This window comes from Flavobacterium sasangense DSM 21067 (genome assembly GCF_000686885.1).
GTDB classification, from domain to species: domain Bacteria; phylum Bacteroidota; class Bacteroidia; order Flavobacteriales; family Flavobacteriaceae; genus Flavobacterium; species Flavobacterium sasangense.
On the sequence record NZ_KK366034.1, the window covers coordinates 17,320 to 33,636 of the forward strand.

At 32.6% G+C, this 16,317-nt stretch carries 18 protein-coding genes; 4 read left to right on the forward strand and 14 right to left on the reverse strand.

The window, feature by feature from the left end; genetic code table 11:
• Window positions 1–115: 115 nt before the first annotated feature.
• The 10 genes from BP92_RS0114725 to BP92_RS0114765 all read right to left on the reverse strand — a co-directional run bounded on the left by BP92_RS0114725 (window position 116) and on the right by BP92_RS0114765 (window position 9,778).
• Window positions 116–847 carry a hypothetical protein gene (locus tag BP92_RS0114725; protein ID WP_026726732.1) on the reverse strand — a complete coding sequence of 244 codons (732 nt, stop codon included), beginning with the start codon at window positions 845–847 and terminating at the stop codon, window positions 116–118.
• A 169-nt stretch (window positions 848–1,016) separates the two neighbouring features.
• Window positions 1,017–1,436 (reverse strand): hypothetical protein, encoded by a 420-nt coding sequence (locus tag BP92_RS16845; RefSeq protein ID WP_051604502.1) that lies wholly within the window; start codon window positions 1,434–1,436, stop codon window positions 1,017–1,019.
• Between the two features lie 98 nt (window positions 1,437–1,534).
• On the reverse strand, window positions 1,535–2,128 hold the full coding sequence (locus BP92_RS0114735; RefSeq protein ID WP_026726733.1) for a hypothetical protein: 594 nt from the start codon (window positions 2,126–2,128) through the stop codon (window positions 1,535–1,537).
• 226 nt (window positions 2,129–2,354) lie between these two features.
• Window positions 2,355–2,951 (reverse strand): nuclease-related domain-containing protein, encoded by a 597-nt coding sequence (locus BP92_RS16500; protein WP_160169133.1) that lies wholly within the window; start codon window positions 2,949–2,951, stop codon window positions 2,355–2,357.
• 110 nt (window positions 2,952–3,061) lie between these two features.
• Entirely contained in the window at window positions 3,062–6,208 is a 3,147-nt protein-coding gene (locus BP92_RS0114745; protein WP_026726734.1) for a DUF3427 domain-containing protein, read from the reverse strand.
• Window positions 6,205–6,591 carry a (deoxy)nucleoside triphosphate pyrophosphohydrolase gene (locus BP92_RS0114750; protein ID WP_026726735.1) on the reverse strand — a complete coding sequence of 129 codons (387 nt, stop codon included), beginning with the start codon at window positions 6,589–6,591 and terminating at the stop codon, window positions 6,205–6,207. The genes BP92_RS0114745 and BP92_RS0114750 overlap by 4 nt, the downstream gene beginning before the upstream one ends.
• Before the next feature lie 415 nt (window positions 6,592–7,006).
• Complete coding sequence (locus BP92_RS0114755) at window positions 7,007–7,648, reverse strand: DUF6266 family protein (protein ID WP_026726736.1); 642 nt, start codon at window positions 7,646–7,648, stop codon at window positions 7,007–7,009.
• 618 nt (window positions 7,649–8,266) lie between these two features.
• Window positions 8,267–8,530, reverse strand: a complete 264-nt coding sequence (locus tag BP92_RS16505; protein WP_035693605.1) for a helix-turn-helix domain-containing protein — start codon at window positions 8,528–8,530, stop codon at window positions 8,267–8,269.
• 726 nt (window positions 8,531–9,256) lie between these two features.
• Window positions 9,257–9,460, reverse strand: a complete 204-nt coding sequence (locus BP92_RS16970; RefSeq protein WP_084329796.1) for a hypothetical protein — start codon at window positions 9,458–9,460, stop codon at window positions 9,257–9,259.
• A 99-nt stretch (window positions 9,461–9,559) separates the two neighbouring features.
• Complete coding sequence (locus tag BP92_RS0114765) at window positions 9,560–9,778, reverse strand: type II toxin-antitoxin system Y4mF family antitoxin (protein WP_026726737.1); 219 nt, start codon at window positions 9,776–9,778, stop codon at window positions 9,560–9,562.
• A gap of 287 nt (window positions 9,779–10,065) precedes the next feature.
• Here BP92_RS0114765 and BP92_RS0114770 point away from each other — a divergent pair, with 287 nt between their 5' ends.
• Genes BP92_RS0114770 through BP92_RS17240 form a run of 4 tightly spaced genes read left to right on the forward strand, consistent with a single transcriptional unit; the run spans window position 10,066 to window position 11,687 of the window.
• Window positions 10,066–10,824, forward strand: a complete 759-nt coding sequence (locus tag BP92_RS0114770) for a hypothetical protein (protein ID WP_026726738.1) — start codon at window positions 10,066–10,068, stop codon at window positions 10,822–10,824.
• A gap of 32 nt (window positions 10,825–10,856) precedes the next feature.
• Window positions 10,857–11,252 (forward strand): DUF5675 family protein, encoded by a 396-nt coding sequence (locus BP92_RS0114775; RefSeq protein ID WP_026726739.1) that lies wholly within the window; start codon window positions 10,857–10,859, stop codon window positions 11,250–11,252.
• Between the two features lie 11 nt (window positions 11,253–11,263).
• Entirely contained in the window at window positions 11,264–11,512 is a 249-nt protein-coding gene (locus BP92_RS0114780) for a hypothetical protein (protein WP_026726740.1), read from the forward strand.
• Between the two features lies 1 nt (window position 11,513).
• Window positions 11,514–11,687 carry a hypothetical protein gene (locus BP92_RS17240; protein ID WP_162833742.1) on the forward strand — a complete coding sequence of 58 codons (174 nt, stop codon included), beginning with the start codon at window positions 11,514–11,516 and terminating at the stop codon, window positions 11,685–11,687.
• An 87-nt stretch (window positions 11,688–11,774) separates the two neighbouring features.
• On the opposite strand, the gene ilvA is transcribed toward BP92_RS17240, so the two are convergent.
• From ilvA to ilvB, 4 genes are read right to left on the reverse strand one after another with little or no spacing between them, the layout of a single operon-like run.
• The gene (ilvA, locus tag BP92_RS0114790) at window positions 11,775–13,019 is read right to left on the reverse strand and encodes a threonine ammonia-lyase IlvA (protein WP_026726741.1); all 1,245 of its coding nucleotides are present in this window, start codon (window positions 13,017–13,019) and stop codon (window positions 11,775–11,777) included.
• Window positions 13,019–14,062 (reverse strand): ketol-acid reductoisomerase, encoded by a 1,044-nt coding sequence (ilvC, locus tag BP92_RS0114795; protein ID WP_026726742.1) that lies wholly within the window; start codon window positions 14,060–14,062, stop codon window positions 13,019–13,021. The genes ilvA and ilvC overlap by 1 nt, the downstream gene beginning before the upstream one ends.
• A 19-nt stretch (window positions 14,063–14,081) precedes the next feature.
• Window positions 14,082–14,606, reverse strand: a complete 525-nt coding sequence (gene ilvN, locus BP92_RS0114800) for an acetolactate synthase small subunit (protein ID WP_026726743.1) — start codon at window positions 14,604–14,606, stop codon at window positions 14,082–14,084.
• An 11-nt stretch (window positions 14,607–14,617) separates the two neighbouring features.
• Window positions 14,618–16,312, reverse strand: a complete 1,695-nt coding sequence (gene ilvB, locus BP92_RS0114805; protein ID WP_026726744.1) for a biosynthetic-type acetolactate synthase large subunit — start codon at window positions 16,310–16,312, stop codon at window positions 14,618–14,620.
• Between the last annotated feature and the right edge of the window lie 5 nt (window positions 16,313–16,317).

Below are 16,317 nucleotides of genomic sequence, written 5' to 3' on the forward strand. Positions count from 1 at the left end.
ATGAAAACGGTGGCTTCGAGAACCTCAGCCCCCATATATCACATTTTCTACAGAACTACTAAATACCGTTGCCTGAGGCACTCGAAGGCAAAAGGTAAAGGCAAAAGGTACCCCCCTAATCCAAATAATACCAAGGAATCCCCAACAACCCCTCCTTATACTCCACTTCCACCTTATCATTAATCTGATACTGCTCATATTCTTCGGAAGAAACCGTGATACTCTCTGCGTCATAGTGGTGTCCCCAAGGCTTTACTTTAACATAGTACGTTCTTCTACCTTTACTACTTCTACTAATACGCTTATCAATCACCTCCGTTTTATATTCTTTAGGCTCCGAATAATCAAACGTACAATTCACAGCCACAACAGCACTATAACTATAAATAAAAAAACTAAAAACTATCGAACCATAAATCCACCACTTGTCTTTATTCGAATCCGAAATTTGCCGATGCGTCACCAACAAAAACAAACAAATCCCCACAAAAGCAATCGTACCTGCGGTAATAACCGCTACATAAGAATCCGTTTCATAATCTAGCAAAGTACGAACTACAATAGCCCAAGCAGGTAAATCAATAAAATCCGCTACATCATACTCATCTTTCGCATCGCGATCAATTTCTACTAACGAAGCAATACTGGGCTTGTTTAACCCATTCAAAAACATGCCCACAAAAGGAAGCAACAACAACGCTATCAACAAATAGTCATAAGGTCTAGGATAAAAAACAAACCACAAACAGAGACCAATAGAAATATATTCCAACCAATCGAGTTGGTGCAACTTATATACTTTAATGGGTTGATTTTTAGCTTTTTTATTCGTTTTGATAACTTTCATAGGAAGTGGTAAGTTTTATTTCTTTTTAAAACAATCTAAAGAACCCATTGAGAGAGTCTCAGAAAAACGTCATTTCGAGTGTTTTTTGTAGAGTAAAGCGAAACAAAAAATGTATCGTGATTAATGCTTTATTCTCGATAGATTTTTTAATTTATAATCTAAAAAGTAATTACTTAACTCGAGTAAAGACTACTGTTTCATTTTTATCAAATGTTTTAGGTCTTACATTATTAAATCCAAATTGCAATTTGAAACTATCATTATTGATTTTTTGAGCAATTCCTAATAAAGATTGGGTTTGTTTTTCTCCAACAATTGTAACAACAATATCAATATGCATCAGTTTCCCCATATCCTGAAACTTGTAAGTCATAGTAGCTTTTTTTCCGTTCTCAACAAAGTTTTTACCACCAATCTTCTTACCATTTTCCTCTAAAAAAGCATAGCCATCCTCTTGAAAAATCAGGTAACCAACCGATTTTTTATCACTCCCTTTCCATCGTCCTACGATATTAAATGCCACTCCATCAGGTGTTGTAAATGAGGCTAAACTTAAAGTAACTAATACTAATAAAATAATTTTTTTCATGATTAAAATGTAAGAATTGAATTTCAAATATAACAGAAAAAAACATAAAATACTATCTGTTAAACCAATTCATAAAAACAATTTTCAAGAGATTAAAACTAAATACAAAACCATTTAAAAACTAAGCTAATAGTCACCTTAGAAGCAATTAAATCGGCAATTTCTTTTTTCGTTATACCATAAACTCCCAAAATGTCCTTTGCTAGATTCAAATTACGTTTCAATCTTTTTTTGGCATGATGAACAGCAAACTCTAAATTATTAAAACGCAATTCTTCAAGGGTAAAGCCTTTTTGTTCCAATTGCAGCAAATGACAATCAGTGTAATTGATGGGTAATTTGATGCTGCGTAAAATACTATCATCTTCAAAAAAAGTAGTTTGAGCCGTTACTTTAGTTACACCCATTTGCAATTGATTATCCGTAACAATACATTCAAAAAAAATACCATCCCACGTTTTCACCATATCATAAAAATAATGAAAATCAAAAGTGGCTTTTGCTGTATGTACCGTTTTACAAGGCAGTTCTAATTTGATGCCTGGTATAACCAATGTAAGTAAATTATCTGTAATCGTAAGCTCTAAGACCGTATAACTCTTCTTTTTATACATATTAGCAAGCGCCTTCTGCATCTTAGTTAACTCCGTTTTTAATTTAGACTTACGAATGGTAAAGGAAGCTTTGTGCATAGGAAACGTATTTTCAATTATAACTACAAAACTTAAAAAATAGTATTACTATAAAATCGATTTCATGCTATTTATTTTAGCAATCTTAACTCCTACATTTTGTAATGTCTTATAAAAATCAAAACCTTTTTCTACATATTGTCATGATGAAATTGTTTTAGTTTCTAATTACTAAAATTTATCATCAAATAGGTGTATTTATTTTAACACTTGTGTATAGAAGTTTTTAACGACCGAAATACCTTTTTATATTTTCAACATGTGTTTCTTTAATTTTATCATTATCTCCATTTAATGAAGCAGAGATTAAAAGATCAACAATTTCTCTTTTATTAGCATATTTTACTTGCTCATTTTGTTCTAAAATTTCCTTTATTATTTTAATTGCTCTAGAAGATTTTACCAAAAAGGTATTATTTGGAACATAATCAAGATTTCTAAAACTACAGTTACCAAAAAAAACAATTACAGAATAGAAAGGAACGTTTTGAAATTGAGGTAATTGTTTTCTTAAATCTTCAATATGCTTTTTATTTTGAAGTATTGGATTGTAAAATCTATATTTCTCTCTACCATAGGCTAAAACTTGTGTCCAGTGATTTTGATTTGCATATCCGAAGATCCATCCGTTGTATTTTTTAATTTCTAAAACAATTATACCAACTTTAGTAGCCACAACTAAATCAATTTGACAATATTGATTACCAGCTTTTTTTATATATAAATCATGAAAAATAGTTTGGTGATGAAATCCAGATTTCAGGAGTTTTAACACCATCAGACGTTCTGTACGAGTGCCACGATATGATTTAGTAACCGTCATTAGTAATTTTTTGTCTTGAACTTTACGATATATAACAAGAAAAAGTATCAAGACAAATAAAATCAATATAAATAAAGCTTTTAAATTCATTAATAAATGATAAATTGAAATTAACCAACAGACATTTTAGCAGATTCTTTCCATAAATAATTAGGCATAGGTTCATTTAATTCCCATTTAATACTCATTGGTTTTGAACCTTCATATTCTTGAAAATTTCCTTCTCCAACAAATACATAACCGTTTGTGTTTTTGAACTCATTAATTGATTTTTCTCTAACAAATAAAAGTATTTTTTTTCCTAATTTTTGATGGTTGATATAAGTTAATCCTTTACCACTATCATCTCTAGTTTGATTTTGAGATTGCCAATGAAATAATGTTTCACTGATTGCATAATCATCATAGAGAGTTGTAGGCGAGTAATCCTCTTCTGATTTGATTAAATCAATAAAAAGTAATTCAGTATTTATTTTTTCTATAAATGATACACCCTCCCTATTAGAAGATTTTTTTGCAAAAGTACTATCACCAAAAGCTACTAATATTTGATCTCTTGTATAGCGAGCATGTAATTTTAGTGGTTGATTATATGGTAGTTTAATATCAATTTCTTTAAAACTGATTCTATCAATGAGTATTTCTAAAATTTCAATAATTTCGTTTACTAATATTTTATTTTTTCCTATTTGTCTAATACTATCTTCTAAAGAATTGAAACCACCTGCACTTTGCCAAACATCATAATGCAACATTAATAACATAGTTTTTTCATTATCATCAAAATTTTCAATATTTATGTTAAAATTTTGCTTGGCTATTTTTAAAATAAAATTGAAATAACTAGTTGAATTTGTGGATAACCATTTCTTGCAAATAGCTGAATGTATTTGTTTTTCGTTTAAATCATCAAAGTCATTTATTATTTTAGCTTTTTGAAGTAATCTTGACCAAGTTTCCTTTTTAGAATAAATCAATTCTATTGGAATATTATTCAATGAAATAAAATTTTTCAAGGTTAATGATAAAGTAGTCTGATGTTGAAAATTAGTTATTTTATTAATAAGTTGATTTATGTTTAAAGAAGTAGCTCTTTTTATGTTTTCTAAAATAGTATCTTTTGCCTTCTTTTCTAAAATAATTGAGCAACCTAATGGTAAATGAGGAAAATCATCTTCAATTTCTTTATGAACAGATGCAGTTGTTTTGCCAATTAATGCTCTGAATTTACTTTCAAAATCATATTCTGGTCTAGCATTTCCAACAAAATCTAAAACGGTCAAACAATCTTTACCTTCAGCTAAACGTAAACCACGTCCCAATTGTTGAAGAAATACAGTCAAACTTTCTGTTGGTCTTAAAAACAAAACCGTATCAATCTCAGGAATATCAACACCTTCATTAAAAATATCTACAACAAATAAATAATTAAACTCTTTATTCTTAAACTGATTTCTTATTCTATCTCTTTCATTTGAATTTTTACTAGTCAAATATTCTGCTTTCAATCCTGCTAGATTGAATTTTTCCGTCATATAAACCGCATGTTCCTGAGTAACACAAAATCCAATTGCTCGAACATCATTTAAATTATTAGTATACTTTTCAAGATTTGATATTATTTGACCAACTCTAGCATCATTCTTGGTATATAAACTAGTTAGCTCACTTGCTACATATTTTCCTTTTTCCCATTTAACATTTGATAAATCAATATTATCAGTAATCCCAAAATATTGAAAAGGACTTAATAATTTTTTATTTAATGCTTCAGGAAGTCTTATTTCTGCTGCAATTCGATTGCAGAAATCCTCTAAAACATTTTCTCCATCCATTCTTTCTGGAGTTGCAGTTAGGCCTAAAAGAACTTTTGGTTTAAAATAATTAATTATTGGCCTATAGCTTGATGCGGATATATGATGCACTTCATCTACAATTATGAAATCGTAATATTCTGGTGAAAGTCTATTTTCATTTAATCTATTATTTAAGGTTTGAACAGACGCAAAAACATATTCATTTGAAGTGGGCTCTATACCATCTACCCATAAACTTCCAAAATTATTATCTTTTAAAATTCCCTGAAAGGTAGCTTGAGCCTGTTGTAAAATTTCTTTTCTGTGAGCAATGAATAATAATTTCGAAGATTTGTTGTTATTTCTAAAATTCTTATAGTCGAAAGCCGATATAACCGTTTTGCCTGTTCCTGTTGCAGCAACTAATAGATTTTTATATCTATTATGAATTGTTCTCTCTACTTCTAATTTCTCTAGAATTTCACTTTGATAGTGAAATGGTTTTAGGTCAAAGTAGGATGTTATGTAGGTGTTTTCTTTTGAAAATTTTCCTTGTTTTAATGCTTCAACTAATTTTGTTGAATGAATGTTTTTGTCATATAATTCAAACTCAGAATTTTGCCAATAAGCTTCAAAAGTTTTTTTGAATTTATCTATGATATGACCAACTTCACGAGTTGTTATTTTTAAATTCCATTCCAAACCATCTGTTAAAGCAGAACGAGAAAAATTTGACGAGCCAATGTATCCAGTATGAAATCCTGTATTTCTTCTGAATAAATAAGCTTTTGCATGTAATCTTTCGTTACCCGTGTTATAAGAGACTTTAACTTTAGAATTCTTCAAAGAAGATAAAAATTCTACAGCTTTTGCATCTGTAGCACCAATATATGTAGTTGTGATTACTCGTAATTTACCACCTCTTTCTGTAAATTCTTTTAATTCTCTTTCAAGTATTCTAATTCCTTTCCATTTGATAAATGAAACTAATAAATCAATTTCATCCGATGATAAAATTTCCTTTCGTAATTCACTTTCCAAAGTTGTACCTGAATTCCCTCCAGTGAAAAGTTCACTGTGAATCAATCTTGTATAAGGAGTAATTTCTTTTAAATGTAAATCTAAATCGGTGAAATGATTATCAACTTTTGTAAAAACTGCTTTTAAAATCTTTCCTTCAGTTTCAATTAAATCATCTTCAAACTCCTCTCTTTTTAATTCCTCTTTTAGAAATAGTATGATTTTATTTGCAACATTAATTTGATTTTCTATAACATTTTCTCCTTTAATAAGAGATAAAGCATGCTTTATTGTTTTTCCAACATGGTCAGATAATATTTGTGCAGCTTCAGCTTTATCAATTTTATGCATATCATCTACATGAAAATATTCTCTATCTAATTCGTTGAGTTTTATTCTTATTAGTTTTGTAACTAATTCTTCGTATAATCCTTGATTCATATTTCAAGTTTTAGTAATTCGCTTACGATAGGTAGATCTGCTTCTGCCCAATCTAATTTTTTTAACTCAGATCTATCAATTAATTTGTAACCTTTATGTTCGGATAAAATTATTTCACCCGAAACGTAATTTGCAAGAAATGGAATCAAATTGATTTTAAAAGTTCCGTAATCATATACGCTATTTGATAATCGTTCTACAATGTCAATATCAATATTTATTTCTTCTTTTATTTCTCTCTTAATGCATTCAATTTCGCTTTCATCTTTTTCTAATTTTCCACCAGGGAATTCCCATTTTAATGGTAACTTCATTTTTTCACTTCTTTGAGTGACTAAGATTTTATTGTCAAAATATATGATAGCACATGTAACATTTATCATTTTAGTAGTCTAGTTTGGATTTTTTAGAAATTCAATTCCCAAACATACCAAAAAAAAAGGCCCCAAACAACCCGTAAAACTACCTGTTTTTCAAACCAGGTAAAAATACAGGGGTACCTTCGGAAGCTAAAGTAAACAAAGGGTTTGAGATAAAAATGTGGAAATCCGTACGAGAAGTGTTAAAAAATACAAATGCATAAAACTTATAACTTGAACCTTAATAAAAAGTGGCTTCGAGAACCTCAGCCACCAATGAAATTTCTCAATAAACCGTTACCTGAGGCTCTCGAAAATAATGGTCTACAAAACCGTTGCCTGAGGCTCTCGAAGACAATGGTAACAAAAACAAAAACGCCCCACCATTTCTGGTAGAGCGTTTATTAATCGCTTGTGCGAACACTAATCAAAACTAAGATTAACCCACGGTTACGGCACCTAAATACAAACTGGTGGCAAACAACTTGTCGTCAGAAGAAACAAAAGTGGCCCACACCAGTACTTCAAGTCCACTTAAGAAGTTAGGCAATGCCAATGTTGCATTTCCGCTACTTCTACCTCCAGCATTCAAACTGTACACCATCGCCTTTGAAGTCGGTTCATACACTACCACCACTAATTTATCAGTAGCTAATGCCTCCCCTTGTCCGCTGTTGTCAGTCCAACTAAAATCTAAGTTTTGTCCTGTACCAGCCGCAACTGCTCCGTTGTTAATCCCTAGCAAGTCGCCTTTACTAATTAAGATTTTCGTGTAATCCCATTCATAGTTCGGGTCATTAAACACAATCGCCTCTTTCATTAAATACGACATCGCTTGATTGCGTCGCGTTTTCAAACCAGAATCACTACCAAAATAGCGCTTAATCACAGGTTGAACCCCACCTAGAAATTCGGTAGTCATGGTAAACTTACTTCTCTGTTGTTGCTGAAAAGTCGTTGCCAAACGATTACTCTTTTTAGGTAAACTACGCATTACCTCTTTACCTCGCCATGTAGCGCCCACCACCGGACCTACTTTTCCTGAAAATGCACCTAAAATGCCCTTGTTGTACGTTCCCATACTTTTTAAAAAAATTATAAATTAAAAATTAACCTTTTGTTTTTGATGCGCGCTATCAAAGAACGAGTACAAAGATAAATGCATCATTTAAACAAAACAATACAACTTATTGAAATACAGTGTTTTACTATTTTTTAATAGGGTTTAAAATATAATGATAGACTATGTCATATGTTGAAGTGATTTACCCCATTTTGATAGCTTTTGACATGTTTTGACCTATTATGATAGTTAATGACAGGTTTGGTCTAAATTTATGGGGGTTTTGTTCGTATTTTGTTCGAACGAGCTTCGAACGAGCTCCGTAAAAACAGCAGTTCATACGAACAAATTAGAAATAAGATAAGAAGGAAAATGGAAAACAAGAGCGATACTCTACCTTAAAACGATATGTTTTCATTAGGAACGAGATAACTCAACCGTCACTTCGAGTGATTTTTAAAAGGAAAAATGCTAATTTTTGCTTTTGAAAATTGTATCGAGAACTGTAGAAACTAGATCGCTCAACTATCGAACTGGAGTAAAAGAAAAGATGTAAAATATTTTACACGAATAAATTGTAGAAAGTATTTCTAAATGCTATTAGAAATGAAACTGGAGAATAAAATTAAGAAAAACTTAAAGCAAGTGCTTGTTTTCCATTTTCTCCATAAGGGATTTCGTAAAGAAAGCTTTTGGATACAGAAAACGTCCTCCCAATTTAGTGAAGGGAATTTTCTTCTCTTTACGATAACGAATTAAAGTAGATTCGCTGATATTGTACAACAGTTTGATATCGGCACTATCATACCAGATATCATTTTTTGCTTGTTGTTGTAAATCTAAAATTACTTTAGCTAGCTCTTCTAATTTGGTTTCTAAAATTTCAACTTCTGTTTTCAAAGGCTTATACCATTTTAATAATTATACTTTCTTATTGTGTTAAGAATCAGGCTTTGTTCTTTTACAAATTTCAGAAAAATAGTTATCTAAACAAAGATAACTCTGGAAATTGTAGAAATAAGTTTTCAACAAGTAGCGGCTTTATTTTCTTTTGCAAAAAACTATTTTTTTAATAAATTGAAAAGTGAATGTAAATACAAGTAAAACAGAATATTACAACTATAATAAAAATTCTATTTTAATAAAGCGTATAATCAAACGTATATTAAACGTATAGTACTGATATAGTGAGTATTAATTAAAATTGTTAATAAGTTCGCTGGGAATTGAAAGTTTTTAAATCAGGAAAAATGAAAGAAAACTAAATCTTAAGCAAAAAACACTGCAAACCAAGTATTTCATCAATTGTTAATTATGAAAAGTGAAACGTATCCGTGAAGCTCAGTGAAAAAACTATGTACCTATGTGTTTTAAAGAAAAAGCCATAAAAAAAACCGATTCATTTCTGAACCGGTTTTACCCTGCGGAGGAAGAGGGATTTTGTAACCTCTCCCAAGCCTTATATTTATTGACTTCACGATTTAATTTCAAAACGAGTGCACCGAAAAGTGCACCTTTAAATTTAGCTCAATTTAGTACCTATATTGATAGTAACAAATTTAAACCTTTTCATTCGCATTTCCAAACCTAACAAGTTTAAAAATTAAATAAGCTAATTTTTTGTTTTTAATCCAATAAAGAGCCTCTCACCTCTTCAATTTTTAATCCAGTATGCTCACAGAATTCTGCTATGCTTACAAGACTATTTTTAGGCTTTCTGAGCGACTTTCTTATCTCATTTAATATTCTTGTGCTTTGACGATAGCTTTTACCTGTAATGCGTTGTATGTCCTTTGGATAGATACAAACTCGTTTTGGTACTTGATTCATACTTTAACCTTGCTTTTGAGTTGGCTTTGAGATAGGTTAAAGGTACTTAATTAATCTTTTTATTTAACGTCGATTGATCTGTGGCTTTCCTAAAGATGTTTACTCGTTATTTTTTGCCAGTTCTCGGGCATTAACTGGAGCCAGAGTGTGACCAAACATTTTTAAGACATGATTTACCTTGTCCATATTCAGGTTTTCTTTGCCTTGCTCTATTTTTCGGATAACGGTTAAGGCAACACCTGCTCGTTCGGCAAACTCCTCTTGCGTGAGATTTACTTCTTTTCTTTTCGTTTTAACAAAATTCGCTAATGTCATCATGATTATATGCGTTTACATTATTATTAGACCAATATAATAAATTATATGTAAAAACATATAAAATGTGCTAAATCTTAATATTTATATGCAAATACATATAATATGTTTTGTTTATGAATTGAGACAAAATAGGTCAAATGTGTCTATAAATGCCATTTGGTATACCTCAACGTAAAAATAGTTCTTCTTGTTTAGAAATTTGCCCTGTAATTATTTCAGAAAGTGTTGCAACCGAATTTTGAATGATTTATGAAAGTGAAAAAATGTTGAATTAAAATTTTGATGTTATGGCTAGACAGAAAGGCATAATTAAGTTAAAAGGTACTATCGGGGATATTACTTTTTACAAAACGCAGGATGGGCATTTAGCTCGTGAGAAAGGTGGAATTGAGGCAAGTAGAATTGCTAGTGACCCTGCGTTTCAAAGAACGCGTGAGAACGGTTCTGAATTTGGTAGAGCTGGAAAAGCAGGTAAGCTTTTGAGAACGGCTTTACGCCCATTGTTGTTAAATTCTGCTGATGGTAGAATGGTGAGTCGTTTGACGCAACAAATGGTTAAGGTTATCCAAATGGATGCTGTGAGTGAGAGAGGATTACGTAATGTAATTGATGGGGAAATTGAATTGGTTCTTGGTTTTGAATTTAATATTCGTGGAAAATTAGGAACTTCTTTGTTTGCTCCTTTTACTACGGATATTGACCGAGTAGCTGGAACTTTGGATGTTAGTATTCCTGCTTTTATTCCTGCGAATATGATTGCTGCGCCTAGTGGAACTACTCACTTTAAAGTGATTTCTGGAGGAGCTGCAATTGACTTTACTGGAGAATCGTATGAAGTGGCTACTTCTGAAACTGCGATTTTACCTTGGGATGCTACTGCAACGACTGTCATCAACTTGAGTAATGCGGTGACTGCGAACTCTACTCACCCACTTGTTTTGGCTCTTGGTGTGGAGTTTTACCAACAAATTAATGGGCAAATGTATCCGTTGAAAAATGGGGCTTTTAACCCGTTATCGATTGTGGCGGTTGACGGAGGCGTGTAAGCTGGGAGCTGGAAGTTAGAAGCTGGAAGTTTATGATACTGTTTTTAACAAGAACTTATTTCCCTGAAGGAACAAATGGAAAATTGGAATGTGAGGGCAAGTTGATTAGTTATACTATTGAATTGCCGTGGAAGCGAAATGAACGTGGAATTTCCTGTATTCCGGAAGGGAAATATTTTATTAGAAAGCGATATAGTGCGAAATACAAATGGCATTTGGAATTGGTGGATGTACCGAACAGAACTTATATTTTGATACATCCTGCCAATGATGCACAAAAGGAATTGCGTGGCTGTATTGCTCCTGTTACTAAACTTTCTGGACCTGGTTTAGGGTTGCTATCTAGAAAAGCTTTTACGAAGTTGAAAGACTTGGTTTATAAAGCTTTGGATAACAAAGAAAGTGTAGAATTGATTGTACAATCTTAATTTTTGAAAAGATGAATGTAGTAGAACGTGCTAAGGCACCCACTCCGAAATTTTTTAAGGTGTTGCGCACCATTGGATTAGCCTTATTAGCAGTAAGTGGAAGCATTGTAGCTGCTCCAGTAGCTTTACCTGCTGTTGTTGTAACCGTTGCGGGTTATGCTGCCGTTGCAGGCGGTGTTATATCAGCGGTAAGCCAAATTACGGTTGATGACAAAACCGACAAAAAAGTTGAGGTTAAGCCCGAAACTGACGTTGGATGAAATGGATAATTCCTTAACTTTGAAGGCAGGAACTTTTGGAGGATTTGCATTGAGTGTTATACCTAATTTAACCTCAGCCGATGTCTTTAAAACAATAGTTTTAGCCTGTATTGGAGCAGTAGTTAGTTTTGGTGTTACGGTGTTTTTAAAACGCCTAACCTCGAAAAAGAAATAAGCTCAGTTTTGATTGGTAACCTTTACTGAGTATGAGAAAGCCTAGTCGTAAGACTAGGCTTTTTTTTGTAATATTATATTTTAAAATCTATAGAATTAGGTGCGTAAATAAATCTACATTTTCATTCAAATATTGATAATTAAATTTCCTTCGTTTTAATTGCTCTTCAATTTTTATGAAATCTTTTTTATGTTTTAATTCAATGCCTACAACTGCAGGTCCACTTTCTCTATTATTTTTTTTTGAAAACTGAAAATAAGTAATATCATCATGCTTACCTAAAACCTCGCTAACAAATTCTTTTAACGCTCCTGGTCGTTGTGGAAAATTGATAATAAAATAGTGTTTCAAGCCTTCATAGAGTAACGAACGTTCTTTAATTTCTTCTGTTCTGGTAATATCATTATTACTGCCACTTACAATACAAACTACATTTTTACCTTTTATTTGTTCTTTGTAAAAATCTAATGCTGCAATAGTCAAAGCGCCTGCAGGCTCTACTACTATTGCTTCTTCATTGTACATTCGTAAAATAGTCGTACACACTTTCCCTTCTGGAACCAAAACCACATCATATAAACTTTTTTTACAAATTTCAAAAGTCTTTTCACCAACACGTTTTACCGCAGCACCATCAATAAATTTATCGATATCATCTAAAGTTGTATTGCTACCATTTTCAATGGATATTTTCATAGAAGCTGCGCCTAAAGGTTCCACTCCAATAATTTTTGTATTTGAACTTAATTGACTGAACACCAAAGATACTCCAGCTGCCAAACCACCTCCACCAATAGGAACAAATAAATAATCGATAGGTGATTTTGCATCTTCTAACAATTCCAATGCTACTGTTCCTTGACCAGCAATTACTTTTTCATCATCGAAAGGATGTATAAAAATTGAATTTTGTTCGTTACAAAAAAGACTTGCATAATGAAACGCTTCGTCAAAAGTATCGCCTTTTAAAACCACCTCAACTTTATCTTTGCCAAATAATTTCACTTGTTTTATTTTTTGTAGAGGAGTTGTAACAGGCATAAAAATAGTAGCTTTTATATGAAGTTTATAACAAGCATAAGCCACACCTTGCGCATGATTTCCTGCACTGGCACAAACCACACCTTTTTGTTTTTCTGATGTTTCAAGCGAAACTATTTTATTATAAGCTCCTCTCAATTTATAAGAACGAACTGGTTGCAAATCCTCACGTTTAAGCCAAACCTGAGCAGAGAATTCTTCACTCAGGTTTTCATTTTTCATCAAAGGAGTATGGATAGCTACATCTTTAATATTTTCTTGGGCTTGATAAATAGTATCTAATAATCTCATTATTTTGTTGGTCTTAGTTTTCGAACTTGCGCTCCCGTTTGCCAGAATTCACTTTGTTGTAAAACAGCTAATTCTTCTTGTAATTTTTCACGATAATCGGGTTTACTATTTGCTTCAATTACTATTTCTGCTTCTTTACCAGATAGTACACTATCATACAATTCGTTTAAAACAGGTTCTGTTGCCTCTCTAAATTTTCCTTTCCAATCTAAAGCACCTCTTTGTGCCGTCGTAGAACAATTGGCATACATCCAGTCCATTCCATTTTCAGCAACCAAAGGCATTAAACTTTGAGTTAACTCCTCAACCGTTTCGTTAAAAGCTTCACTTGGCGAATGTCCGCGCTGACGTAACACATTGTATTGTGCTTCAAAAATTCCTGCCAAAGCTCCCATTAAAACACCTCGCTCTCCAGTTAAATCGCTATATACTTCTTTTTGAAAAGTGGTTTCAAACAAATAGCCTGAACCAATTGCAATTCCTAATGCTAATGCACGTTCTTGAGCTTTTCCAGTGGCATCTTGAAATACGGCATAGCTAGAATTTAATCCTTGTCCTTTCAAAAACAAACTTCTTAGTGACGCACCAGAACCTTTTGGCGCTACTAAAAACACATCGACATATTTTGGTGGAACAATTCCTGTTTTTTCATGAAACGTAACTCCAAAACCGTGTGAGAAATAGAGTCCTTTCCCATTAGTTAAATGTTTCTTCATTCCATCCCAAGCTTGTATTTGACCCGCATCTGAAAGTAAATTCATGATAATTGTTCCTTGTTTGCAAGCTTCTTCCACCTCAAAAAGCGTTTTACCTTCTTTCCAACCATCAGCTACTGCTTTGTTCCAACTTGCAGTTCCTTTTCGCTGTCCGACAATTACATTGATACCATTATCTTTCAAATTTAGTGCTTGACCAGGACCTTGCACTCCGTAACCGATAACAGCTACAGTTTCATTTTTTAGGATTTCTTGTGCTTTATTTAATGAAAATTCTTCTCTAGTTACTACGTTTTCTAGGACGCCTCCAAAATTTATTGTTGCCATTTTATTTTTTGTTTTATTATTATTTTTTTGTTTCTAATTCTTTTAAATACGTACTTAATTCTTTCATTGGTTTGGTCACAGCCACTCTACCTGAACGAGCAAATTCTAAAATTCCGAAAGGTTTTAAATTTTCGAAAAGTAATTGTGTTTCTGCAACGTGTCCTGTTTTTTCGATGACCATAAATAACGGATCAACGGTTAGGATTCTAGCATGATTTTCACGTATTACTTTTTCTACTTCGCCATTTGTTAACTTGTCGGTTTTAATTTTATACAAGGCAATTTCTTGATGCACAATTTCTTCCTCTTGGTGAACAAACGCTTTTAAAACGTCTACTAACTTTTCAATTTGACCCACTACCTTATTTACTTGTTCTTCTGTAGTTCTTAAAACAATCGTATATCGAAATACACCCTTTACTTCCGACTCAGAAGCTGTTATACTATCAATATTCAAATGCCGACGTGTAAAAATGATGGTGATACGATTAAGTATTCCAATACTATTTTCTGTAAATACAGATACTGTATATGTTTTTTCCATTTCTTTTAATTTTAATTTAATCGTATTTCTGAAACTGAAGCACCTGTTGGTACCATTGGAAATACATTTTCTTCTTTTGCTACCATTACTTCCAACAGATAAGAACCTTGATGGTTTAACATTTCTAATAGCGCTTCTTTTAAATGCGTTCTTTCTTCAATTCTTGATGATTCGATGCTATACGCTTTCGCTAAAGCAACAAAATCGGGACTCATAATTTCCGTGAAAGAATAGCGTTTTTCAAAAAACAAATCTTGCCATTGCCTAACCATTCCAAGAAATCGATTGTTTAAAATGATGATTTTCACGGCTACTTTACTTTGTAAAATTGTTCCTAATTCTTGCAAAGTCATTTGAAAACCACCATCCCCAATTACGGCAATTACTGTTTTATCGGGCGTGCCAAATTTGGCTCCAATAGCAGCCGGCAAGGCAAAACCCATAGTTCCTAATCCTCCAGAAGTAATATTACTTTTTGATTTATTGTAATTGTAATACCTTGCGGTCATCATTTGATGTTGCCCTACATCCGTTACTACAACTGCTGCTCCATTCGTAATTTCTGAAAGTATTTTTATGACTTCATCCATTTTCAACTCACTACTACTTGATAATTCTGAGCTTTTTTGCAACGTTTCCACTTCTGTTTTTTTGGCTTCGGTAAACTCATTTAACCAAACAGGATGTTGCTTTTCTTGCACCAATTCTGTTAACAACTTTAATGCTTCTTTTGCATCGGCATGAACAGGAACATCGGCTTTAATTATTTTATTGAGTTCAGCCGCATCAATATCAATGTGAATTACTTTAGCTTGTTTGGCGTATCTCGAAACATCACCTGTAACTCGGTCATCGAAACGCATTCCTATTCCAATAAGCACATCACATTCATTGGTTTTAATATTGGGTGCATAATCGCCGTGCATTCCTAAATACCCAACATATAATGGATTATTATTGGGAAAAGCACCTAACCCTAAAAGAGTTGAAGCAACGGGAATTCCTGATTTTTCTACAAATTGTAACAGTTCATCTTCCGCATCAGACAACATAATTCCTTGACCAATGACTAAAAATGGCTTTTTTGCTTGATTAATAAGTTGGGCTGCTGCTTCAAGAGTTGTTTTATTTACATCTGGTTTTGGCTGATAACTTCTAATTTTTGTACATTTTTGGTAATTAAAATCCATTAGTTCAAATTGGGCATCTTTAGTAACATCAATTAAAACCGGTCCTGGACGACCTGTTGATGCAATATAAAACGCCTTTGCAATAGCTACTGGAATATCTTCTGCTTTAGTAACTTGGCAATTCCATTTGGTCACTGGCATGGATATTCCAATTACATCCGTTTCTTGAAATGCATCCGTACCTAATAGATGAGAAGCCACTTGTCCTGTGATACATACCAAAGGAGTAGAATCTATTTGAGCATCGGCTAAACCAGTTATTAAATTTGTTGCCCCAGGACCAGAAGTAGCGAATACTACCCCCGTTTTTCCTGAAGTTCTTGCATAGCCCTGCGCTGCATGAATTGCGCCTTGTTCATGACGGACTAAAATGTGATTCACCTCATTAGAATAATCAAACAAAGCATCATAAATGGGCATGATAGCTCCTCCTGGATATCCAAATATCGTTTCTACATTTTCTGCAACTAGAGATTTTAAAACGGCGTGGGCACCTGTTATTTTTGTTGTATTCATTTTGT